The organism is Streptomyces sp. NBC_01408, assembly GCF_026340255.1.
Lineage (GTDB): Bacteria > Actinomycetota > Actinomycetes > Streptomycetales > Streptomycetaceae > Streptomyces.
The window spans coordinates 4,247,501-4,269,727 of record NZ_JAPEPJ010000001.1; the positions used below are offsets into that span (position 1 = coordinate 4,247,501).

The following is a 22,227-nucleotide window of genomic DNA, read 5'->3' on the forward strand; positions in this document are numbered from 1 at the left end:
TAGCTGGTTCTCCCCGAAATGCATTTAGGTGCAGCGTCGTGTGTTTCTTGCCGGAGGTAGAGCACTGGATAGGCGATGGGCCCTACCGGGTTACTGACCTTAGCCAAACTCCGAATGCCGGTAAGTGAGAGCACGGCAGTGAGACTGTGGGGGATAAGCTCCATGGTCGAGAGGGAAACAGCCCAGAGCATCGACTAAGGCCCCTAAGCGTACGCTAAGTGGGAAAGGATGTGGAGTCGCAGAGACAACCAGGAGGTTGGCTTAGAAGCAGCCACCCTTGAAAGAGTGCGTAATAGCTCACTGGTCAAGTGATTCCGCGCCGACAATGTAGCGGGGCTCAAGCGTACCGCCGAAGTCGTGTCATTGCAGCAATAGGGCCAACGCCCGCTGTGATGGGTAGGGGAGCGTCGTGTGCCGGGTGAAGCAGCAGCGGAAGCTAGTTGTGGACGGTTCACGAGTGAGAATGCAGGCATGAGTAGCGATACACACGTGAGAAACGTGTGCGCCGATTGACTAAGGGTTCCTGGGTCAAGCTGATCTGCCCAGGGTAAGTCGGGACCTAAGGCGAGGCCGACAGGCGTAGTCGATGGACAACCGGTTGATATTCCGGTACCCGCTTTGAAACGCCCAATATCGAATCCTCTAATGCTAAGGCCGTGAAGCCGTTCCGGACCCTTCGGGGAAAGGAAAGTGGTGGAGCCGCCGATCCAAGGTGGTAGTAGGTAAGCGATGGGGTGACGCAGGAAGGTAGTCCAGCCCGGGCGGTGGTAGTCCCGGGGTAAGGGTGTAGGCCGAGGGGTAGGCAAATCCGTCCCTCATTAAGGCTGAGACCTGATGCCGAGCCGATTGTGGTGAAGTGGATGATCCTATGCTGTCGAGAAAAGCCTCTAGCGAGTTTCATGGCGGCCCGTACCCTAAACCGACTCAGGTGGTCAGGTAGAGAATACCGAGGCGTTCGGGTGAACTATGGTTAAGGAACTCGGCAAAATGCCCCCGTAACTTCGGGAGAAGGGGGGCCATCACTGGTGAGAGGACTTGCTCCTTGAGCTGGGGGTGGCCGCAGAGACCAGCGAGAAGCGACTGTTTACTAAAAACACAGGTCCGTGCGAAGCCGTAAGGCGATGTATACGGACTGACGCCTGCCCGGTGCTGGAACGTTAAGGGGACCGGTTAGTCACATTTCGGTGTGGCGAAGCTGAGAACTTAAGCGCCAGTAAACGGCGGTGGTAACTATAACCATCCTAAGGTAGCGAAATTCCTTGTCGGGTAAGTTCCGACCTGCACGAATGGCGTAACGACTTCTCGACTGTCTCAACCATAGGCCCGGTGAAATTGCACTACGAGTAAAGATGCTCGTTTCGCGCAGCAGGACGGAAAGACCCCGGGACCTTTACTATAGTTTGATATTGGTGTTCGGTTCGGCTTGTGTAGGATAGGTGGGAGACTTTGAAGCAGCCACGCCAGTGGTTGTGGAGTCGCCGTTGAAATACCACTCTGGTCGTGCTGGATGTCTAACCTCGGTCCGTGATCCGGATCAGGGACAGTGTCTGATGGGTAGTTTAACTGGGGCGGTTGCCTCCCAAAGGGTAACGGAGGCGCCCAAAGGTTCCCTCAGCCTGGTTGGCAATCAGGTGTTGAGTGTAAGTGCACAAGGGAGCTTGACTGTGAGACCGACGGGTCGAGCAGGGACGAAAGTCGGGACTAGTGATCCGGCGGTGGCTTGTGGAAGCGCCGTCGCTCAACGGATAAAAGGTACCCCGGGGATAACAGGCTGATCTTCCCCAAGAGTCCATATCGACGGGATGGTTTGGCACCTCGATGTCGGCTCGTCGCATCCTGGGGCTGGAGTCGGTCCCAAGGGTTGGGCTGTTCGCCCATTAAAGCGGTACGCGAGCTGGGTTTAGAACGTCGTGAGACAGTTCGGTCCCTATCCGCTGTGCGCGTAGGAATATTGAGAAGGGCTGTCCCTAGTACGAGAGGACCGGGACGGACGAACCTCTGGTGTGCCAGTTGTCCTGCCAAGGGCATGGCTGGTTGGCTACGTTCGGGAGGGATAACCGCTGAAAGCATCTAAGCGGGAAGCCTGCTTCAAGATGAGTATTCCCACCTCCTTGAGAGGGTAAGGCTCCCAGTAGACGACTGGGTTGATAGGCCAGATGTGGAAGCCCGGTAACGGGTGAAGCTGACTGGTACTAATAGGCCGAGGGCTTGTCCTCAGTTGCTCGCGTCCACTGTGTTAGTTCTGAAGTAACGAACCGTGTCCATGCCCGGTTGGTTAACTTCATAGTGTTTCGGTGGTCATAGCGTTAGGGAAACGCCCGGTTACATTCCGAACCCGGAAGCTAAGCCTTTCAGCGCCGATGGTACTGCAGGGGGGACCCTGTGGGAGAGTAGGACGCCGCCGAACAATCATTGCGGAAGCCCCGCACCAAACCCTTACGGGTTCGGTGCGGGGCTTTTCTGCGTTCCGGGCACGTGTGCGGTCTCCTGTAGGGTCAGGGGGCATCGTTCAACTTTTCTAGCGTGGAGGCCCCCGGGTGGAGGTCCAGGAGACTCGGGTTCAGACAGACCGAATTTTCACCATTCCGAACATCCTGAGCATGGCTCGCCTGGCCGGCGTACCCCTGTTCCTGTGGCTGATCCTCGTGGAGTACGACGGATGGGCCCTGGCCGTCCTCATGCTCAGCGGTATCAGCGACTACCTCGACGGGAAGCTTGCCCGGCGCTGGAACCAGATCAGCAACCTAGGACGGCTGCTGGATCCGGCCGCGGACCGGTTGTACATCCTGTCGACGCTCTTCGGTCTGACCTATCGCGAGCTTCTGCCACTGTGGCTCACCGGCGCTCTGCTGGCGCGTGAGCTGATGCTGCTGGTCATGGTGTGGATCCTGCGCCGACACGGCTATCCGCCGCCGCAGGTGAACTTCCTGGGCAAGGCCGCGACCTTCAATCTGATGTACGCGTTCCCCCTGCTCCTGCTCAGTGACGGCACCGGTTGGTTGGCCTGGATGGGGTCAGTTTTCGGATGGGCGTTCGCAGGATGGGGTACAACCCTCTATTGGTGGGCAGGAGTGCTGTACGTGGTCCAAGTCCGCCGTCTTGTGAAGGCGGACGCCACGGCCGATTGAGCTCGCTCGGCGCCGGCTGACGCGGAGGAGTTGCGGAGTCACCGTCGGGACGGGTGAGGTCGGCGAGAACGTCGTCTCTCAAGGAGGACTCTTCCGACATGAAGGCCGTCGTGATGGCCGGTGGCGAAGGAACTCGTCTTCGCCCCATGACCTCGAGCATGCCCAAGCCGCTCCTGCCGGTGGCCAACCGGCCGATCATGGAGCATGTGCTCAGGCTGCTCAAGCGGCATGGGCTCAATGAGACCGTGGTCACCGTGCAGTTCCTGGCGTCGCTCGTCAAGAACTACTTCGGTGACGGCGAGGAGCTCGGAATGGAGCTCACCTATGCCAACGAGGAGAAGCCACTCGGGACCGCCGGCAGCGTGAAGAACGCCGAGGAGGCCTTGAAGGACGACACCTTCCTCGTCATCTCCGGCGACGCGCTCACCGACTTCGACCTCACCGACCTCATCCGCTTCCACAAGGAAAAGGGCGGGCTCGTCACGGTGTGCCTGACCCGGGTGCCGAACCCGCTGGAGTTCGGCATCACCATCGTGGACGAAGAGGGCAAGGTCGAGCGCTTCCTGGAGAAGCCGACCTGGGGACAGGTGTTCTCGGACACCATCAACACCGGCATCTACGTGATGGAGCCGGAGATCTTCGACTACGTGGACCCGGACGTCTCGGTGGACTGGTCCGGCGACGTCTTCCCCCAGCTCATGAAGGAAGGCCGGCCGATCTACGGCTACGTGGCCGAGGGCTACTGGGAGGACGTCGGCACCCACGAGAGCTACGTCAAGGCGCAGGCCGACGTGCTCGAGGGTCTGGTCCAGGTCGACATGGAGGGCTTCGAGATCTCCCCCGGCGTGTGGATCGCCGAAGGCGCCGAGGTCAGCCCCGACGCGGTGCTGCGCGGGCCCCTGTACATCGGGGACTATGCCAAGGTCGAGGCCGGTGTGGAGATCCGTGAGCACACGGTCATCGGCTCGAACGTCGTCGTGAAGAGCGGGGCCTTCCTCCACAAGGCCGTCATCCACGACAACGTGTACATCGGGCCCCACAGCAACCTGCGCGGCTGCGTCATCGGCAAGAACACCGACATCATGCGGGCCGCGCGGATCGAGGACGGGGCGGTCATCGGCGACGAGTGCCTCGTCGGTGAGGAATCGATCGTTCAGGGGAACGTGCGGGTCTACCCCTTCAAGACGATCGAAGCCGGTGCCTTCGTCAACACGTCGGTCATCTGGGAGTCCAGAGGCCAGGCACATCTGTTCGGAGCCCGGGGAGTCACGGGCATCCTGAACGTGGAGATCACCCCGGAACTGGTGGTGCGGCTCGCCGGAGCGTACGCGACGACCCTGAAGAAGGGTGCGATCGTCACCACGGCCCGTGACCACTCCCGAGGTGCCAGAGCGCTCAAGAGAGCCGTGATCTCGGCTCTCCAGGCCAGCGCCATCGACGTACGGGACCTGGAGAACGTACCGCTCCCGGTGGCGCGGCAGCAGACCGCCCGGGGCAGTGCCGGCGGGATCATGCTGCGGACCTCGCCGGGGGTGCCGGACTCCGTCGACATCATGTTCCTGGACGAGCGGGGAGCCGACCTCTCGCAGGCCGGGCAGCGCAAGCTGGACCGCGTGTACGCACGGCAGGAGTACCGGCGTGCCTTCCCGGGCGAGATCGGTGACCTCCAGTTCCCGTCCAGCGTCTTCGACTCCTACACCGGCTCCCTGCTGCGGCGGGTGGACACCACCGGTATCGGTGACGCCGGGCTCAAGGTGGTCGTGGACGCCTCCAACGGCAGCGCCGGACTCGTCCTGCCCAGCCTGCTGGGCCGGCTCGGGGTGGACGCCCTGACGATCAACCCCGGTCTCGACGAGTCCAGGCCCACGGAGAGCACGGAGTCCCGGCGGGCCGGCCTGGTACGGCTCGGGGAGATCGTGGCCTCGGCGCGGGCGGCGTTCGGGGTGCGCTTCGACCCGGTGGGCGAGCGGATCTCCCTGGTGGACGAGCGCGGGCGGATCATCGAGGACGACCGGGCCCTGCTGGTGATGCTCGACCTGGTGGCCGCCGAGAAACGCAGCGGCAAGGTGGCGCTGCCGGTGACCACGACGCGGGTCGCCGAGCAGGTGGCCGCCTACCACGGCACGCAGGTGGAGTGGACGACGACCTCACCCGACGACCTGACCCGGGTGGGCCGGGCGGAGACGACCATCTTCGGCGGCGACGGCCGGGGCGGATTCATCGTTCCGGAGTTCAGCAGCGTCTTCGACGGATCCGCGGCCTTCGTGCAGCTCCTCGGGCTGGTGGCGAGGACCCAGCTCACGCTGAGCCAGATCGACGCCCGGATCCCGCGGGCCCACGTGCTCAAGCGGGACGTGCCCACGCCGTGGGCGGTGAAGGGACTCGTCATGCGGCGGGTCGTCGAGGCGGCCGGAGACCGGCAGGTGGACACCACCGACGGGGTGCGGGTGGTCGAGGCAGACGGGCGCTGGGCGCTGGTCCTGCCGGACCCGGCGGAGGCGGTCACCCACCTGTGGGCCGAAGGTCCCGACGACACCTCGGCGCAGGCCCTGCTCGACGAGTGGGCCGCGGTGGTGGACGGCGCCGGGCACTGAGTGCCGTGCGCCGCAGGAGGCAGGAAGGAAGTCCTGGGGGCCGGGCGGGCTGCGTGTGCCGCCCGGCCCACAGGGTGGGCGCATTCGGTGTGGACGGCGCCGACATGCGACGATGAGCGGTATGTCGCAGCCGTCCCACAACAGGAGTTCGGCGTCCCCGCCCGCGCGCCCGGACGCTTCCATGTCGCTGCTGACGCACGTGATGGACCACAGTCTCGACGAGGGCTACGCGGAGGCCTCGGCCCGGCGCGAGGCCGAGGGGACGGCGGGGCTGCCCCGCAGCCTCAAGGCCAAACTGGGGCTCGCCGCGGGGCTCGTGCTCGCCGCCATGGTCGTCACGCTGGGTGCGGCCAAGGCGCAGATAGCCGCTCCGGTGCTGGCCAAGGAGCGACAGGAACTGATCGACCGGGTGGAGCGGGCGGACGAGCGCGCCGACGGCCTGGAGCGGGACATCGAGCGGCTGCGGGAGAACGTCGCGGACCGCCAGCGGACGGCGCTGAAACAGCACGGCGGGGATCAGGGACAGCGCGTGGCGCTGCTGTCCGGTGCCACCGAGGTCCGGGGCCCCGGCGTGAAGCTGGTGGTGGACGACGCCAAGGATGCCGCTGCGGGCGGCGGCGGTCCGCGGGAGAGCGCCGGGTTCTCGGACACCGGCCGGCTCCGCGACCGCGACATGCAGAAGATCGTCAACGGGCTCTGGCAGTCCGGGGCCGAGGCCGTGTCCATCAACGGGCAGCGGCTGACGGCGCTGTCGGCGATCAGGGCCGCGGGCGACGCCATACTGGTCGACAACAGGCCGCTCGTGCCGCCGTACGAGGTGCTGGCGGTGGGAGACAAGAAGCGGCTCGGCACCGCGTTCCAGGACTCGGCCGACGGTCAGTACCTGCACGTGCTGCAGGAGAGCTACGGGATCCGCTACACCCTGTCCCCGGAGGACGAGGTGCGGCTGCCGGCCGCCTCGAGCATCACCGTGCGGACGGCGACAGCAGAAGAGCAGCAGAAGGGTGCATCGTGATCGCGGTACTGGGCCTCTTGGCCGGAGTGGTGGTCGGACTTCTGGTCCGGCCCGAAGTACCGGCCGTGGTGGAGCCTTATCTGCCGATCGCCGTGGTGGCGGCGCTGGACGCGGTCTTCGGCGGTCTGCGCGCGATGCTGGACGGCATCTTCGTGGACAAGGTCTTCGTGGTGTCGTTCCTCTCGAACGTGGTCGTGGCGGCCCTGATCGTCTTCCTCGGCGACAAGCTGGGTGTCGGCTCGCAGCTGTCCACGGGCGTCGTCGTGGTCTTCGGTATCCGTATCTTCTCCAACGCCGCGGCCATCCGCCGGCACGTGTTCCGGGCGTGACGCCGATGAGTACGAACGACAACCAGCCCGAGGGGCCCCAGGGCTCCGGTGGGCCCGTGGACCCGGTGACACCCGGGCCGTCCACGCCGCAGACGCCGGCGACGCCCCCGGCGCCGCCCGGTGGGCCCGCGCCGGCGCCGCCCGGTGGGCCCGCGCCGGCGGCTCCCGGTGGGCCCGCGGGGCCCGGGGAGACCGGTCGGCAGCGGCTGGCGTCCGGGCTGTGGCCGCCGCGGGTGAGCCGCGCGCAACTGATCGTCGCGCTGCTGCTGTTCGTCCTCGGACTGGGGCTGGCCATCCAGGTGCGGTCCAACAGCGACTCCAGCGCGCTGCGCGGGGCCCGTCAGGAGGACCTCGTACGGATCCTCGACGAGCTCGACGGGCGGACCAAGCGCCTGGAGGACGAGAAGCAGCGTCTGGAGGACCAGCGCAGGGAGCTGGAGAGCAGCTCCAACCAGGCCGAGGAGGCCCGTAAGCAGACCGTGGAGAAGGAGCGCCAACTCGGCATCCTGGCCGGTACGGTGGCAGCCCAGGGGCCGGGCATCACGCTGAAGATCACCGATCCTACGGGCCAGGTCACGTCGGACCAGCTGCTGGACACGCTCCAGGAGCTGCGGGCGGCCGGGGCCGAGGCGATCCAGATCAACGGTGTGCGGATCGTGGCGGGCTCGTACTTCTCGGACGCGGACGGCGGGGTCGCCATCGACGGTAAGAAGATCACACAGCCTTATGAGTTCAAGGTGATCGGCAAGCCCCAGGACCTGGAGCCGGCGCTCAACATCCCCGGCGGTGTGGTCCAGACGCTGGAGAAGGAGCAGGCGACCGTGGCCGTCACACGGTCGGCGAAGATCGTTGTGGATGCCTTGCGAGTTGCGAAGCAGCCTGACTACGCTCGGTCGTCATCGTCATGAGACGGGGCGGAGTGTGGACCGGCTCACGTGGGCGGATGCCTGCGGGGGGTCGGCGCACCGAAGTCGCGGTGCGTGGTGGAAACTGTCTGGTGGTTACGGACGTTGTGAGAATGTCCGGGTCGGCAGGTGTGTGCATGCGGAGTTCGTCCTGCCCCACGGGCGGGTCTATTTCGGTCAAGGGGAATCGCCCGTGAAGTTGTTTGAGAAGTTGTTCGGCAAGAAGAACCGTGAGGAAGGCGGCGCGGCACGTCACCGTGCCGGGCACGGTGACGCGGAAGGGCAGGGCGACCGGCCGCTCTTCCGCGACGAGGTCGCGGGCGGCGGTGATGTTCCGGGCGCCCACGGCGCGTCGGCTGTTGACCCTGCCGGTACCGGACGCATAGGTTTCGGTGAACCGTCAACCTCAAGTTCGGGTGGAGGGTTTGCCCCCGACCCGTATGCCACCAATGCCTCCGCGGGGCAGCCGCGGCGCGAGGAGCCGTCCATGTCGGCCGAGCAGATTTGCAGCAGGTGCGGACACCGCAGCGATGCGGCGAGCCGGTTCTGCTCCAACTGCGGGGCGCCGCTGCGGCCGGGCCTGACGCCGGAGCGTGCCTCGGAGACCACGTCCACCATCTCGATCTCGGGCCTCGAGGCCTACGAGGCCGAGGTGTCGGGACAGACGCACGCGTCGTCCTCGCTGTCCCCCGAGGCCCAGGCCGCGGTGGAGGCACTGCCCCCCGGTTCCGCCCTGCTGATCGTGCGGCGCGGCCCCAACTCCGGCAGCCGCTTCCTGCTGGACGGCGAACTGACCACGGCAGGCCGGCACCCGCAGAGCGACATCTTCCTGGACGACGTCACCGTCTCCCGGCGGCACGTCGAGTTCCGCAGGAGCCAGGAAGGCGGCTTCACCGTCTCCGACGTGGGCAGCCTCAACGGCACGTACGTCAACCGTGAGCCGATCGACTCGGTCGCCCTCCACAACGGCGACGAGGTCCAGATCGGCAAGTACCGGCTGGTCTTCTACGCGAGCCTGCGGGGCATCTGATCCGTCAAGGAAGGCCCCATGCTGCGCACCCCGACCGGCGGTGCCCCGAAGAACGGCACCGCCGGGACCACCGGCCCGGCCGGGCGGCTGGTGAGCATCGGCACGGTGCTCACCCAGCTCCGTGACGAGTTCCCCGAAGTCACGATCTCGAAGATCCGCTTCCTGGAGGCGGAGGGGCTCGTCGAGCCCAGGCGCACACCTTCCGGATACCGCAAGTTCAGCACCGAGGACGTCGAGCGGCTGGCGCGCATCCTGCGCCTGCAGCGCGATCACTACATGCCGCTGAAGGTCATCCGCGAGCAGCTCGACGCGCTCGACCGCGGGGAGCAGATCCGCATCCCGGCGCCCACGGCCCACCGGGACCCCGGTGGCGCGTTCGACCCCGCCAGCCCCGCCGCCCTGTACGGCGAGGTGGGCCGGGAGCGGCCCTCGGCGCCCCGTGTGGGCCGGGCGGAGCTGATCGCCGCCGCGGAGGTGGACGAGGTGCAGCTGGTCGAGTGGGAGTCGTACGGGCTGCTCGCGGAGGCACCGGGCGGCGGTTTCGACGCCGAAGCCGTCACGGTGGCCCGGCTGGTCGCTGACCTGGGGCGATTCGGGCTGGAGCCGAGGCACCTGCGGGCGATGAAGGCCGCCGCGGACCGGGAGGCCGGTCTGGTCGAGCAGGTCGTGACGCCGCTGCGCAGGCACCGCAACCCGCAGACCAGGGCGCATGCCGAGGCCACCCTCAAGGAGCTCGCGGGGCTCTCCGTACGGCTCCACGAGGCCCTCGTGCAGACGGCTCTGGGCGTCCGCTTGCGGTGACCGCGCTGGTCGGAGTGGAGCCCCGACTACCCAAACCTGCCGGGCAGGTCCTAGGGTTGCTGTGTGAACGAGCTCGACGTTGTGGGTGTCCGGGTGGAAATGCCCTCCAACCAACCGATCGTGCTCCTGCGTGAAGTGGGAGGCGACCGGTACCTCCCCATCTGGATCGGTCCAGGGGAGGCGACCGCCATTGCCTTCGCACAGCAGGGCATGGCCCCTGCCCGGCCGCTGACGCACGACCTGTTCAAGGACGTGCTGGAGGCGGTCGGTGAGGAGCTCACCGAGGTCCGGATCACGGATCTGCGGGAGGGCGTCTTCTACGCGGAGCTCGTCTTCGCCAGCGGGGTCGAGGTGAGCGCGCGGCCTTCCGATGCCATAGCGCTGGCCCTGCGGACGGGGACGCCGATCTACGGCAGTGACGGCGTGCTGGACGACGCCGGAATCGCCATTCCGGACGAGCAGGAGGACGAGGTGGAGAAGTTCCGCGAGTTCCTCGACCAGATCTCGCCCGAGGACTTCGGCACCGGCCCGCAGTGAGGCGCCGGCCGCGTCGTCCACGCGGAACTGCCAGCCCATTCGAGTAGCCTTTCCCCGCAAAGGGATACGGGAAACCACTCTCAGGGTGATTATCACTCGGCGTGCCGAGTGTGGCGATCGTTGACGCACCCCTGGTGACTGCCTACCTTCAAGGTGGGCAGGTCAAGGACGGAGGGTCGGCGTGAGGATCACGGGCGACGGTACGACCGGGGGCACCCCCGCACGGAGTGACGGTGGACCGTACCCGTTGCACGGCAGCACGGTGGGTTCCGCGCGCCGCCAGCCGGAGTCGACACCGGTCGGACCGGTGAGCGGCGACCCGGCGCCCGAGCAGGTCGGCTACCGCGGGCCGACCGCGTGTGCCGCGGCCGGGATCACCTACCGGCAGCTCGACTACTGGGCGCGCACCGGGCTCGTGGAGCCGAGCGTGCGCCCCGCCTACGGGTCGGGCACCCAGCGCCTGTACAGCTTCCGGGACGTGGTGGTCCTCAAGATCGTCAAGCGCTTCCTGGACACCGGGGTGGCGCTGCAGAACATCCGCACCGCCGTGCAGCACCTGCGCGACCGCGAGTTCTCGGACCTCGAGCGCATGACGCTGATGAGCGACGGCGCCACCGTGTACGAGTGCACCTCGCCCGACCAGGTGGTGAGCCTGCTCCAGGGCGGGCAGGGCGTCTTCGGCATCGCCGTGGGCGTCGTGTGGAGCGACGTGGAGAACGCGCTGTCGCAGCTGCACGGGGAGCGCGTGGACACCGGCGAGACCGTGGTCGGGCACAACCCGACCGACGAGCTGGCGGCCCGCCGCAACCGGGCGGGCTGAGCACCCGCTCCTCGGCTCGCCCGCCCGTCCGGGGCCCGGTCCGCCGGGTTGTCAGAGGGGTGGGGGACCATCGGGGTGTGAGAGCCGCGCCGACCATCCTGCACCTGGACATGGACGCCTTCTACGCCGCCGTGGAGCAGGCGTCGAAGCCGAGCCTGCGCGGGAAGGCGGTCATCGTCGGGGGGCTGGGGCCGCGCGGGGTCGTCGCCACCGCCTCGTACGAGGCCCGCCGGTTCGGGGTGCACTCCGCGATGCCCATGGGGCAGGCCAGGCGGCTCTGTCCGAACGGCGCCTGCCTGATTCCGCGCTTCAGCCTCTACCGCGAGGTCAGCGAGGTGGTCATGGCCCTCCTGCGGGAGCTGTCACCGCTCGTGGAGCCCCTCAGCCTCGACGAGGCCTTCGTGGACCTGGAGGCGGGCGGTACGGCCTTCGACGGGCCCAGCGCCCGGGCGACGGGCGAGCGGCTGCGGGCGGACATCCGGGCGGCCACGGGGCTCAGCGGGTCCGTGGGGCTCGCGGGGTCCAAGATGCTGGCCAAGGTGGCCTCGGAGGAGGCCAAGCCCGACGGGCTGCTGCTGATCGAGCCGGGGACCGAGCGGGAGCTGCTCGCCCCGATGTCGGTACGGACCCTGCCGGGGGTGGGGCCCGCCACCGGGGAGCACCTGCGCCGGGCCGGGATCACCTTGGTGGGGGAACTGGCCGAGGCCGGTGAGGACGAGCTGGTCCGGATGCTGGGGCGCTCGCACGGGGTCGGGCTCTACCGGATGGCGCTGGGGCTGGACGACCGGCCGGTGGTCGCGGAGCGGGACGCGAAATCGGTGTCGGTCGAGGACACCTTCGACGTGGACCTGCACGACCGGGTGCGGATCCGGGGCGAGGTCCAGAGGCTCGCCGACCGGTGCGTACAGCGGCTGCGGGGGTCCGGGCACTCCGGGCGCACGATCGTGCTGAAGGTGCGGCGGTACGACTTCTCGACGCTGACGCGGTCCGAGACGCTGCGCGGGCCGACGGACGACCCCGGGGTGGTGCGGGAGGCCGCCGCGCGGCTGCTGGAGGCGGTGGACACCACGGGAGGGGTGCGCCTGCTGGGGGTGGGGGTCACCGGGCTGGCGGACTACACGCAGGAGGACCTGTTCGCGCAGGCGCTGGCCGCCGAGCCGGCCGGGGCGAGCGGGACGACCGGGGCGAGCGGGACGACCGGGACGACCGGGACGACCGGGCAGAGCGGGACGGCGGGGCCGGAGGGGTCGGAGGCGGCCGCCGCGCCGGGCGGGGAGCCCGGAGGGGCGCCGGCGGCCCAGGAGGGCGCGGAGCCGCCCCCGGAGCCGGAGCCCGCCTCCGAGCGGCGCTGGGCGGCCGGTGGCGACGTACGGCACACGGTGTACGGGCCCGGATGGGTGCAGGGCAGCGGGGTCGGGCGGGTGACCGTACGGTTCGAGCGGCCCGGATCGGCGCCCGGCCGGGTGCGGACCTTCCGGGTGGACGACCCGGAGCTGGAGCCGTCCGATCCGCTGCCGCTGGTGGGGGAGGGAGCCGTGGGGGCGGGATCCGCCGCCCGCCCGGACGCGCCCTAGTGCTGTGACCGGAAGGGTTTGCCGGGCGGCGCGACCCGGTGAACCCTTTCCGGTCGCAGCACTAGCCCTCGTCGCCCGCCAGGCGGCCGAAATCGCGGTCGGGACCGGTGGCGGGCGGGTGGTGGAACTCACTGGGGAGGGTCACGTCCAGGCCGTAGTGGTGGTACAGCTGGAGTTCCTGTTCGGGGGAGAGGTGGCGGCCGACGCCGAAGTCCGGGGCGTCCTTGATGAGGGAGCGCTCGAAGGGCACCCGCAAGGTGTCGCCGACCATCTCGCTCGGCTCCAGGGGGACGAACGCGTCCCGGCCGAACAGGCCGGTCCGGACGGCGGCCCATTCCGGGGTGCCCGTGGCATCGTCGAGGTAGACCTCGTCCACGGTGCCGATCTTGGTGCCATTGCGGTCGAACGCCTTGCGGCCGATCAGGCTGCGCGGATCGATGTCGGTCTGCACGGTCCCTCCAAATGGTCGCAACTGCTCCGTAATGACTACAGAAGTGCATATCGGGAGCGGAGGCCACTCGGGGAGGGTGCGGATCCTCGCTGGTAGGCTGGGTGACGGCTGTCGACCCTGTGCGGGAGAGTCCTCCGAGAGAACGTGACGGAGGCGCCGAAGGAGCAAATCCTCCCCGGAATCTCTCAGGCATACGTACCGCACGGACGAGGCCACTCTGGAAAGCAGGAGTGGGTACCGGGCACGCAGTGCCGGTTCCTCTCCTCACCGACGGTGAAAGCCGGATCGCGCGGGAGACCCCCGTGAGGCCCGGTGAAGCTCTCAGGTTGAGATGACAGAGGGGGAGGCCGTCCGGGTGCCCGCGCCGTGGTGCCCCTCGCAGGTCATACGACCAGGAGGCCTCCGTACATGACCGCCAACCGCATTCCGCTCTCCCAGCTGGAGCGAGGCATCCCCTTCGAGCAGCGCCACATCGGCCCGGATGCCGAGGCGCAGGCGAAGATGCTCGCCCAGGTGGGCTACGGCTCCCTGGACGAACTGACCGCCGCCGCGGTACCGGATGTGATCAAGACCGCCGAGGCGCTGAACCTGCCCGAGGCGCGGACCGAGGCGGAGGTGCTCGCTGAGCTGCGCTCGCTCGCCGACCGCAACCAGGTGCTGTCCCCGATGATCGGTCTCGGCTACTACGGGACCTTCACGCCGCCGGTGATCCTGCGCAACGTCATGGAGAACCCGGCCTGGTACACCGCGTACACGCCGTACCAGCCGGAGATCTCGCAGGGCCGTCTCGAGGCGCTGCTGAACTTCCAGACGGTCGTCGCCGACCTGACCGGCCTGCCGACCTCCGGTGCCTCCCTGCTCGACGAGGGCACCGCGGCCGCCGAGGCGATGTCGCTGGCCCGCCGCGTGGGCAAGGTCAAGGGCGGTGTCTTCCTGATCGACGCCGACGCGCTGCCGCAGACCGTCGCCGTGATCGAGACCCGTGCCGAGCCCACGGGCGTCGAGGTCGTCGTCGCGGACCTCTCGGACGGCATCCCCGCCGAGATCGCCGAGCGCGGTGTCTTCGGCGTGCTGCTCCAGTACCCGGGCGCCTCCGGCGCTGTCCGGGACATCAAGCCGGTCATCGACCAGGCGCACGGGCTCGGTGCCATCGTCACCGTCTCCGCCGACCTGCTCGCCCTGACCCTGCTGGCCTCCCCGGGCGAGCTGGGCGCGGACATCGCGGTGGGCACCACCCAGCGCTTCGGGGTCCCGATGGGCTTCGGCGGCCCGCACGCCGGCTACATGGCCGTCCAGGCCAAGCACGCCCGCTCGCTGCCCGGCCGCCTCGTGGGCGTCTCCGTGGACGCGGACGGCAACAAGGCGTACCGCCTGGCCCTCCAGACGCGTGAGCAGCACATCCGCCGCGAGAAGGCCACCAGCAACATCTGCACCGCGCAGGTCCTGCTGGCCGTCATGGCCGCGATGTACGCCGTCTACCACGGTCCGGACGGGCTGCGCACGATCGCCCGCCGCACCCACCGCTACGCCGCGCTGCTCGCCGCGGGCCTGACGGCCGGCGGGGTCGAGACCGTGCACGGCGCGTACTTCGACACGATCACCGTCCGCGTCCCGGGCCGCGCGGCCGAGGTCGTCGCCGCCGCCCGCGAGGGCGGCGTCAACCTGTTCCAGGTCGACGCCGACCTGGTCTCCGTCGCCTGCGACGAGACCACCCTGCGCGCCGACATCGAGGCCGTCTGGGCCGCCTTCGGCGTCTCCGCCGACATCGAGGCGCTCGACGGGACCACGGCGGACACCCTGCCCGAGGGCCTGCTGCGCTCGGACGAGTACCTGACGCACCCGGTCTTCCACCAGCACCGCAGCGAGACCGCGATGCTGCGCTACCTGCGCAAGCTCTCGGACAAGGACTACGCGCTGGACCGCGGCATGATCCCGCTGGGCTCCTGCACCATGAAGCTCAACGCGACCACCGAGATGGAGCCGGTCACCTGGCCCGAGTTCGGCCAGCTGCACCCGTTCGCCCCGGTCGAGCAGGCGGAGGGGTACCTCACGCTCATCACCGAGCTGGAGGAACGTCTCTGCGAGGTCACCGGCTACGACAAGGTCTCCATCCAGCCCAACGCCGGCTCCCAGGGTGAGCTCGCCGGCCTGCTGGCCGTACGCGCCTACCACCGCGCCAACGGCGACGAGCAGCGCACCATCTGCCTCATCCCGTCCTCCGCGCACGGCACCAACGCCGCCAGCGCCGTGATGGCCGGCATGAAGGTCGTCGTCGTCAAGACCGCCGACGACGGCGAGGTGGACGCGGACGACCTGCGCGCCAAGATCGAGCAGTACCGCGACGAGCTCTCCGTGCTGATGATCACCTACCCGTCCACGCACGGTGTGTTCGAGGAGCACGTCGCCGACATCTGCGCCCAGGTGCACGAGGCCGGCGGCCAGGTCTACGTGGACGGCGCCAACCTCAACGCGCTGGTGGGCCTCGCCAAGCCGGGTCACTTCGGCGGCGACGTCTCGCACCTGAACCTGCACAAGACCTTCTGCATCCCGCACGGCGGCGGCGGTCCGGGCGTCGGCCCGGTCGGTGTCAGGGCGCACCTGGCCCCGTACCTGCCGAACCACCCGCTCCAGCCGACGGCCGGCCCCGAGACGGGCGTGGGTCCGATCTCGGCCGCTCCGTGGGGCTCGGCGGGCATCCTGCCGATCTCCTGGTCGTACGTGCGCCTCATGGGCGGCGAGGGCCTCAAGCGCGCCACGCAGGTGGCCGTGCTGGGCGCCAACTACATCGCCAAGCGCCTGGAGCCGCACTACCCGGTGCTCTACACCGGCCCGGGCAACCTGGTCGCGCACGAGTGCATCATCGACCTGCGCCCGCTGTCGAAGGCGACGGGCGTGAGCGTGGACGACATCGCCAAGCGTCTGATCGACTACGGCTTCCACGCGCCGACCATGTCCTTCCCGGTCGCCGGCACGCTGATGATCGAGCCGACGGAGTCCGAGGACCTCGCCGAGATCGACCGGTTCTGCGACGCGATGATCGCCATCCGCGGCGAGATCGAGCGGGTCGCGGCCGGCGAGTGGCCGGTGGACGACAACCCGCTGGCCAACTCCCCGCACACCGCGGCGGCGCTGGGCGGCGAGTGGAACCACCCGTACACCCGTGACGAGGCCGTCTTCCCGGGCGGGGTCACGGCCGCCGAGAAGTACTGGCCGCCGGTGCGCCGCATCGACGGCGCGTTCGGTGACCGGAACCTGGTGTGCTCCTGCCCGCCGCTGGACGAGTACGACAACTGATCGCGGCGCGTACGTGAAGGGGCCGGCCCGGGAGTTCCTCTCCCGGGCCGGCCCCTTCTTCGGTGCTGCTAGGCCGCCGCGAGCGGGCGGTGCGGGGCGATGATCTGGCCGTCCGGCAGCAGCTCACCGGTGTCCTCGAAGAGCAGGACGCCGTTGCACAGCAGGCTCCAGCCCTGTTCCGGGTGGTTGGCCACCGGGAGCGCGGCCTCCCGGTCGGCGGAGTCGGCTGACGGGCAGGCTGGCTGGTGCTGGCACATGGATGCGTTCTTTCGCTGCGATGTGGTCTGCGTGCTACGGCTCGATACGTGGTTCATGGCCGTCCCCCTGGGTCATCCCCGCACCCGCGGGGAGCTTGTCATCAGTCTTCCCCCACGACAGCCGCTTCGCAGGTATTTCCCGCAGCTGTCCTCATAGATTGATGACGCATCACTCGTGCGGGCGGTTCAGGCCAACTACCCTGTCATTTCGGGTGGTTCACGAATGGTCCCAGCGGACTAGGCCGAATGGGTCACTCGGGTCAGGCGGCGGGCGCGGCCAGCGAGGGAGGGGCGGCGGCGGGGGTCAGTCGGTGCGTCAGCACGGGCAGCAGTTCGGACACCAGGTGCGGCCGGTGCGCGGCGATTCCGGGCGGGGCGGGTGCCAGCGGCACCAGCACGTCCTCGTCGGCCGGCAGCCCGGCGGAGGCGTCGGCGCCCACCGCCCCGTGCAGCCACAGGGTCAGCATGTACAGCTCCGGTACGGACAGCAGCCGCGGCTGGTAGCTCTTGCCGAGCGACTCCGCCTGGTGCAGGGCGCGTTCCGTCGCGGCGACGTAGGGGCCCTCGAAGAAATGGGAGAAGGCCCAGCCGTCCGGCGTCAGCCGGGTGTCGGCCGCGGCGACGTAGCGGTCGCCGCTGCGGATCAGGAACCGCCATCCTGTGAGCCGGGTGCGGGGCGGCCTGCCGCCCGCAGCGAGGTTCGACAGCTGCAGCCGGTCCAGCACGTGGACCGGAAGCGGGAGTTCGGCGGTCATCGGGCCCTGCAGTGCGCGCAGGGCCGGAGTGTGCGCCTCGTGGACGGCGGTGGGGGATCCGAGTGCCGCGAGGACGCTGCGCAGGGCGGGTGCGGGAGCCGGGGGGACATGCAGCGGCATAGTGGGTCGCCTCTCACTTGGGAGACCGGTGGAACGGGGGCAGGTGCGGACGGCGCTGTCGCATTCTGGGGCCAGAGGGGGGCTGAGGGGCAATGGCCGCGCGCCAACTCTCTGCCTCGTTTGCGGAGTTTATACGACATGTGTTCACGCGATGTTTCGGCTAGCTGTCCCGGCTATTGCCGACAAGGCGCTTACCGGTCCCGCTGTCACGGGATTCATGCCGTACGGGTGCGAACATGTCGCGCTGACCTGGGAGGCTACCGGACGGGGGCTCGGCTGGAAAGCGCCGCTTATCGGAAACCGGCAAATTCGCCGCTGAATTTGCGCGGAGGGAGTTGCCAGGCGAATGTGCCGAAGCGCCCTTCGGCCAAACCGGCGCGCGCTCCTCGCCACTCGCGCCCCCACGGCGTTATGGATCACCCTGCCGGGGCATCATCGACCGTACACGCGAGCCTGGGTGCACCGGCCGGGGCCACTCGAGGAGGGACGCTTCGATGGGGGAGAAGGTCGTGGCAGGCGGGTTCGACCTGTCCGATCGGCAGCGGTATCGAAGGAAGCTTCACGAGTGCCTGGAGGGGCTGGAGCGGCTTCTGGCGGAGAAGAGGTTCGATCGTCCCAAGAACATGATGGGGCTGGAGATAGAGCTGAATCTCGCGGGTGCCGACGGGCTGCCGAGAATGGTGAATGCCCAGGTACTGGAAAAGATTGCGAGCCCCGATTTCCAGACCGAACTCGGAATGTTCAACCTGGAGGTGAACGTCCTTCCGCACCGCCTCGGCGGCCGGGTATTCGACCAGCTGGCCGAGGAACTCAGTGCGGGTCTGGCATATGCGCACCGGCAGGCCGCGGAGATCGATGCCGGGGTGGTGATGATCGGAATTCTGCCGACGATCTCCCGCGACGACCTGGTCACCGCGAACCTCTCTGCGGTGGACCGTTACTCGCTGCTGAACGAGCAGATCCTGATGATGCGGGGTGAGGACTTCACGCTCGACATCGACGGCGTCGAACGGCTCGTGTGGACCTCCGGGTCGATCGTGCCGGAGGCCGCCTGCACCTCCGTACAGCTGCATCTCCAGGTGACCCCCGCGCGCTTCTGCGACGTGTGGAACGCGGCGCAGGCCGTGACCGCCGTGCAGATCGCCGTCGGCGCCAACTCGCCGTTCCTGTTCGGGCGCGAGCTGTGGCGGGAGTCGCGGCCGCCGCTGTTCACGCAGGCCACCGACACCCGGCCGCCGGAGCTCCAGGCGCAGGGCGTGCGGCCGCGCACCTGGTTCGGGGAGCGCTGGGTGGACTCGGCGTACGAGCTCTTCGCGGAGAACGTGCGCTACTTCCCCGCCCTGCTGCCGATCTGCGACGAGGAGGAGCCGCTGCGGGTGCTCGCGGAGGGCGGGGTGCCGAGCCTCCAGGAGCTGGTCCTGCACAACGGCACGGTCTACCGGTGGAACCGGCCCGTGTACGGGGTCGCCGACGGGGTGCCGCACCTGCGCGTGGAGAACCGGGTGCTGCCCGCCGGGCCGACGGTCACCGATGTCGTCGCCAACGCCGCCTTCTACTACGGGCTCGTCCGCACCCTCGCCGACGAACCCCGACCGGTGTGGACCCGGCTGCCCTTCGCCGAGGCGGAGGCCAACTTCGACGCGGCCTGCCGGTACGGGATCGACGCGCGGCTGCGCTGGCCCCGGCGGGGCCGGGCCGGGGGGCTGGTGAGCGTGCCCGCCGTACGGCTGGTCCTGGACGAGCTGCTGCCGATGGCCGCGGCCGGGCTGGACGCGTGGGGCATCGACCCCGCCGACCGGGACCACTACCTCGGCATCATCGAGGAGCGCTGCCGGCGCCGGGTGAACGGGGCTACCTGGCAGGTGGACACCTACCACCGCGCCCTCGCGGCCGGTCTGGAACGGGACGAGGCGCTGGCCGCGGTCACCCGCCGGTACAGCGAGCTGATGCACCGGGGCGACCCCGTGCACACGTGGCCGGTCGGGCTCGCGGAGGAGGAGGTGAGCACCAGGGCGGCCGTGGGGCGCTGAGTCCGCCGCCGCCCGGCGCCGCTGGTCGCCGCTCGCCGCCGTCCGGTGATCCCGCCGCGACCACCCCCTCGCTGCGCCGAGGAGGCAGTATGGGGTGGTCGCAAACGGGATGCCGCGGTGGCATGGCGGGACAGGAGTCGGGCGTGCGGGCGGAGCCGGAACCGGTGGTCGTAGGGCTGGATGGGGGCGGACCAGGTCCCGGACGGGCGGCCCTGCGCACCGAGACGCTGCTCGTGCTGGCGCTGTCGCTGGGCGCGAGCGGCGTCTCCGCGCTCATCAGCTTCATCGGCTCGCTCACCAAGCCGGGCGGGCTCAAGGACCAGGCCGCCACGCTCAACGGCTCGTACGCCCCCGGCCGGCCCTGGCTGGACCTGGCCTGGCAGCTGTTCGGCATCGCGAGCGCGCTGGTCCCCGTACTGCTCGTGGCGCACCTGCTGACCCGGGAGGGCGCGCCGGGGCTGCGGGTGCTGGGCTTCGACCGGACCCGTCCCTGGAGCGACCTGGGGCGGGGCGCGCTCGTCGCGGCCGGGATCGGGAGCGCCGGGCTGGCCTTCTACCTGGCGGCGCGGGCCACCGGGTTCAACCTCACGGTGGTGCCGGAGGCGCTGCCCGACGTGTGGTGGAAGTTCCCCGTACTGATCCTCTCCGCGGTGCAGAACTCCCTGGTGGAGGAGATCATCGTGCTGGCCTACCTGTTGCGCCGGCTCGATCAGCTGGGCTGGTCCCCGACGGCCGCGCTGCTGGCCAGCTCGGTACTGCGCGGCTCCTACCACCTCTACCAGGGCATCGGCGGCTTCATCGGCAACATGGTGATGGGCGTCGTCTTCGTGCTGGCCTACCGCCGCTGGGGCCGGGTGGGGCCGCTGGTCGTCGCGCACGCGCTGCTCGACATCGTGGCCTTCGGCGGGTACGCGCTGCTCGCGGGCAAGGTGGGCTGGCTGCCGACGCCGTGACGGGCGGGGCGGGCCGGGCGGGCCGGGTGGGCCGGGTGGGCCGGGTGGGCCGGGTGGGCCGGGCGGGCCGGCGTAGGGTCTGCCCGCCCCCGGCCCGCGGCGGTCGGACCGGCCGTCACGGGGAGGTGTGGAGTTCCCCGTCGAGGACGGTGACCGCGTGGCCGCTCAGCAGCGTGCGGTCGCCCGCCAGCGTGACGCCGACCAGACCCCTGCGGGCTCCGCCCTGGAGGCCGGTCAGCTCGGTGCGGCCCAGGCGTCCGGCCCAGAAGGGGGCGAGCGCGGTGTGCGCGCTGCCGGTCACCGGGTCCTCGTCGATCCCGAAGGCGGGGAAGAAGCCGCGGGAGACGAAGTCGTACCCGCGGGAGGGGTCCTCGGCGGCCGCGGTGACGATCACCCCGCGCTTGGCGAAGGTGCGCAGGGCGGCGTGGTCCGGCGCGAGTTCGTGGACGGTCTTCTCGTCCGCGAGCTCGATCAGCAGGTCGCCGATGTGAGCGGCGGTGTCGTGCACCGACAGGACCGGGACGCCGCCGAGGGCGTGGTCCACCCCACCCGGAGGGTCGGCCGGGGTCAGGGAGGACGTCGGGAAGTCCATGGTGATGCTGCCGTCGTCGGCGGTCTCGGCCGTGAGGACGCCGCAGCGCGCGGTGAACCGGATCAGACCCGTGGCCAGGCCGCTCGTGGCGAGGACGTGCGCGGTGGCGAGCGTGGCGTGGCCGCACATGTCGACCTCGGCGGCCGGGGTGAACCAGCGCAGCGCCCAGTCGGCGTCCCCGCCGGGCGGCAAGGGGTGGGCGAAGGCGGTCTCGGAGAGGTTCATCTCGGACGCGACCTGCTGGAGCCAGGCGTCCGGCGGGAACCCGGAGTCGAGGAGCATGACGGCGGCGGGGTTCCCGTGGAAGGGTCGGTCGGTGAAGGCGTCGACGATTCGGATGCGCATGTCCCCGACGGTAGGGCGCTTCCGCGATCGCGGACAAAGGCCAATCCGCAGTGATTGGCATCCTGCTCCCGGGAACCCCCCGACCGGTCTCGCCGGTCCGGCCCGTCAGCGCAGGTCGAGCCGCATCAGGACGCGGGGGTGACCGGCCAGCACCGAGGTGGTGTCGGCGGCGTGGGTGAACCCGGCGCGTTCGAAGTTCTTCCGGAGCCCGGCGTAGGCCATCGTCAGGTCGATCTTGTCGCCGTTGTCGCCGTTGTCGATGGGGTACGCCTCGATCGCGGGCGCGCCGCAGCTGCGGGCGTACTCGACCGCGCCGGCGATGAGCGCGTGCGAGATCCCCTTCTTCCGGTGGCCGGGGCGTACCCGGAGGCACCACAGCGACCAGACCGGCAGGTCGTCGACGTGCGGGATCTTCCGGTTGCGCGCGAAGGCGGTGTCCGAGCGCGGTGCCACGGCGGCCCAGCCGACCGGTTCGTCGCCTTCGTAGGCGAGCACTCCCAGCGGCGGTCCCGTACGGCACAGCTCGGCGACGTAGTCACCGCGGTCCGTGCCGTGCAGCTCCCTGTTGAGCTTGGAGGGGATCCGGTAGCTCAGGCACCAGCAGACGCTGGCGTCGGGTGACTTCGGGCCGACCAGGGTGCGGAGGTCCTCGAAGACCGAGGCCGGGCGGACTTCGATGGTCATGCCACCACGATGC

At 69.3% G+C, this 22,227-nt stretch carries 18 protein-coding genes, 2 rRNA genes and 1 riboswitch (1 of these 21 running past the window's edge); of the genes, 15 read left to right on the forward strand and 5 right to left on the reverse strand.

Annotation, left to right across the window (positions count from 1 at the left end; translation table 11 throughout):
* From OG447_RS19360 to OG447_RS19415, 12 genes are all read left to right on the forward strand, one after another.
* Positions 1–2,216: ribosomal RNA gene (locus OG447_RS19360) — 23S ribosomal RNA — on the forward strand (it extends 907 nt beyond the left edge of the window).
* A 74-nt stretch (positions 2,217–2,290) separates the two neighbouring features.
* A 5S ribosomal RNA gene (gene rrf / locus OG447_RS19365) occupies positions 2,291–2,407 on the forward strand.
* 130 nt (positions 2,408–2,537) lie between these two features.
* The gene (locus tag OG447_RS19370; protein ID WP_266938063.1) at positions 2,538–3,128 is read left to right on the forward strand and encodes a CDP-alcohol phosphatidyltransferase family protein; all 591 of its coding nucleotides are present in this window, start codon (positions 2,538–2,540) and stop codon (positions 3,126–3,128) included.
* Positions 3,129–3,226: 98 nt separating this feature from the next.
* A complete protein-coding gene (locus OG447_RS19375) occupies positions 3,227–5,722 on the forward strand; it encodes a mannose-1-phosphate guanyltransferase (RefSeq protein WP_266938064.1) in 2,496 nt (831 codons plus the stop codon).
* Positions 5,723–5,834: 112 nt separating this feature from the next.
* Positions 5,835–6,737 (forward strand): DUF881 domain-containing protein, encoded by a 903-nt coding sequence (locus OG447_RS19380; protein ID WP_266938065.1) that lies wholly within the window; start codon positions 5,835–5,837, stop codon positions 6,735–6,737.
* Positions 6,734–7,066: a small basic family protein gene (locus OG447_RS19385; RefSeq protein WP_030722407.1), complete on the forward strand. Its 333-nt coding sequence runs from the start codon at positions 6,734–6,736 to the stop codon at positions 7,064–7,066. Before OG447_RS19380 ends, OG447_RS19385 begins: the two co-directional genes overlap by 4 nt.
* A 5-nt stretch (positions 7,067–7,071) precedes the next feature.
* Positions 7,072–7,974 carry a DUF881 domain-containing protein gene (locus OG447_RS19390; RefSeq protein WP_266938066.1) on the forward strand — a complete coding sequence of 301 codons (903 nt, stop codon included), beginning with the start codon at positions 7,072–7,074 and terminating at the stop codon, positions 7,972–7,974.
* 82 nt (positions 7,975–8,056) lie between these two features.
* Positions 8,057–9,001, forward strand: a complete 945-nt coding sequence (locus OG447_RS19395) for an FHA domain-containing protein (protein WP_266938943.1) — start codon at positions 8,057–8,059, stop codon at positions 8,999–9,001.
* Positions 9,002–9,019: 18 nt separating this feature from the next.
* Complete coding sequence (locus tag OG447_RS19400) at positions 9,020–9,802, forward strand: MerR family transcriptional regulator (RefSeq protein WP_266938067.1); 783 nt, start codon at positions 9,020–9,022, stop codon at positions 9,800–9,802.
* Between the two features lie 63 nt (positions 9,803–9,865).
* The gene (locus OG447_RS19405) at positions 9,866–10,339 is read left to right on the forward strand and encodes a bifunctional nuclease family protein (protein ID WP_007262890.1); all 474 of its coding nucleotides are present in this window, start codon (positions 9,866–9,868) and stop codon (positions 10,337–10,339) included.
* A gap of 181 nt (positions 10,340–10,520) precedes the next feature.
* On the forward strand, positions 10,521–11,159 hold the full coding sequence (locus OG447_RS19410; RefSeq protein ID WP_266938068.1) for a MerR family transcriptional regulator: 639 nt from the start codon (positions 10,521–10,523) through the stop codon (positions 11,157–11,159).
* Positions 11,160–11,236: 77 nt separating this feature from the next.
* Positions 11,237–12,733 carry a DNA polymerase IV gene (locus tag OG447_RS19415; protein ID WP_266938070.1) on the forward strand — a complete coding sequence of 499 codons (1,497 nt, stop codon included), beginning with the start codon at positions 11,237–11,239 and terminating at the stop codon, positions 12,731–12,733.
* 61 nt (positions 12,734–12,794) lie between these two features.
* Here OG447_RS19415 and OG447_RS19420 read toward each other — a convergent pair whose 3' ends face one another.
* Positions 12,795–13,184, reverse strand: coding sequence for a PRC-barrel domain-containing protein (locus OG447_RS19420; RefSeq protein WP_266938071.1), 390 nt, complete (start codon positions 13,182–13,184; stop codon positions 12,795–12,797).
* 112 nt (positions 13,185–13,296) lie between these two features.
* Positions 13,297–13,395: riboswitch (glycine riboswitch) on the forward strand.
* Between the two features lie 197 nt (positions 13,396–13,592).
* On the opposite strand from OG447_RS19420, the gene gcvP reads away from it, so the two are divergent.
* The gene (gene gcvP, locus OG447_RS19425; protein ID WP_266938072.1) at positions 13,593–16,478 is read left to right on the forward strand and encodes an aminomethyl-transferring glycine dehydrogenase; all 2,886 of its coding nucleotides are present in this window, start codon (positions 13,593–13,595) and stop codon (positions 16,476–16,478) included.
* 68 nt (positions 16,479–16,546) lie between these two features.
* Here the strand turns inward: gcvP and OG447_RS19430 are convergent, their stop codons facing one another.
* Together OG447_RS19430 and OG447_RS19435 are read right to left on the reverse strand one after the other, a co-directional pair.
* Positions 16,547–16,735, reverse strand: coding sequence for a DUF5999 family protein (locus tag OG447_RS19430; protein ID WP_031147109.1), 189 nt, complete (start codon positions 16,733–16,735; stop codon positions 16,547–16,549).
* Positions 16,736–16,995: 260 nt separating this feature from the next.
* Positions 16,996–17,610 carry a hypothetical protein gene (locus OG447_RS19435; RefSeq protein ID WP_266938074.1) on the reverse strand — a complete coding sequence of 205 codons (615 nt, stop codon included), beginning with the start codon at positions 17,608–17,610 and terminating at the stop codon, positions 16,996–16,998.
* A 494-nt stretch (positions 17,611–18,104) separates the two neighbouring features.
* Between OG447_RS19435 and OG447_RS19440 the strand changes: the two genes are divergently transcribed.
* Together OG447_RS19440 and OG447_RS19445 are read left to right on the forward strand one after the other, a co-directional pair.
* Complete coding sequence (locus OG447_RS19440; protein WP_266938075.1) at positions 18,105–19,640, forward strand: glutamate-cysteine ligase family protein; 1,536 nt, start codon at positions 18,105–18,107, stop codon at positions 19,638–19,640.
* A gap of 122 nt (positions 19,641–19,762) precedes the next feature.
* Entirely contained in the window at positions 19,763–20,593 is an 831-nt protein-coding gene (locus OG447_RS19445; RefSeq protein WP_266938076.1) for a CPBP family intramembrane glutamic endopeptidase, read from the forward strand.
* 115 nt (positions 20,594–20,708) lie between these two features.
* Here OG447_RS19445 and OG447_RS19450 read toward each other — a convergent pair whose 3' ends face one another.
* Positions 20,709–21,530, reverse strand: a complete 822-nt coding sequence (locus OG447_RS19450) for a PhzF family phenazine biosynthesis protein (RefSeq protein ID WP_266938077.1) — start codon at positions 21,528–21,530, stop codon at positions 20,709–20,711.
* Between the two features lie 105 nt (positions 21,531–21,635).
* Positions 21,636–22,214 (reverse strand): GNAT family N-acetyltransferase, encoded by a 579-nt coding sequence (locus tag OG447_RS19455; RefSeq protein WP_266938078.1) that lies wholly within the window; start codon positions 22,212–22,214, stop codon positions 21,636–21,638.
* Positions 22,215–22,227: the final 13 nt, after the last annotated feature.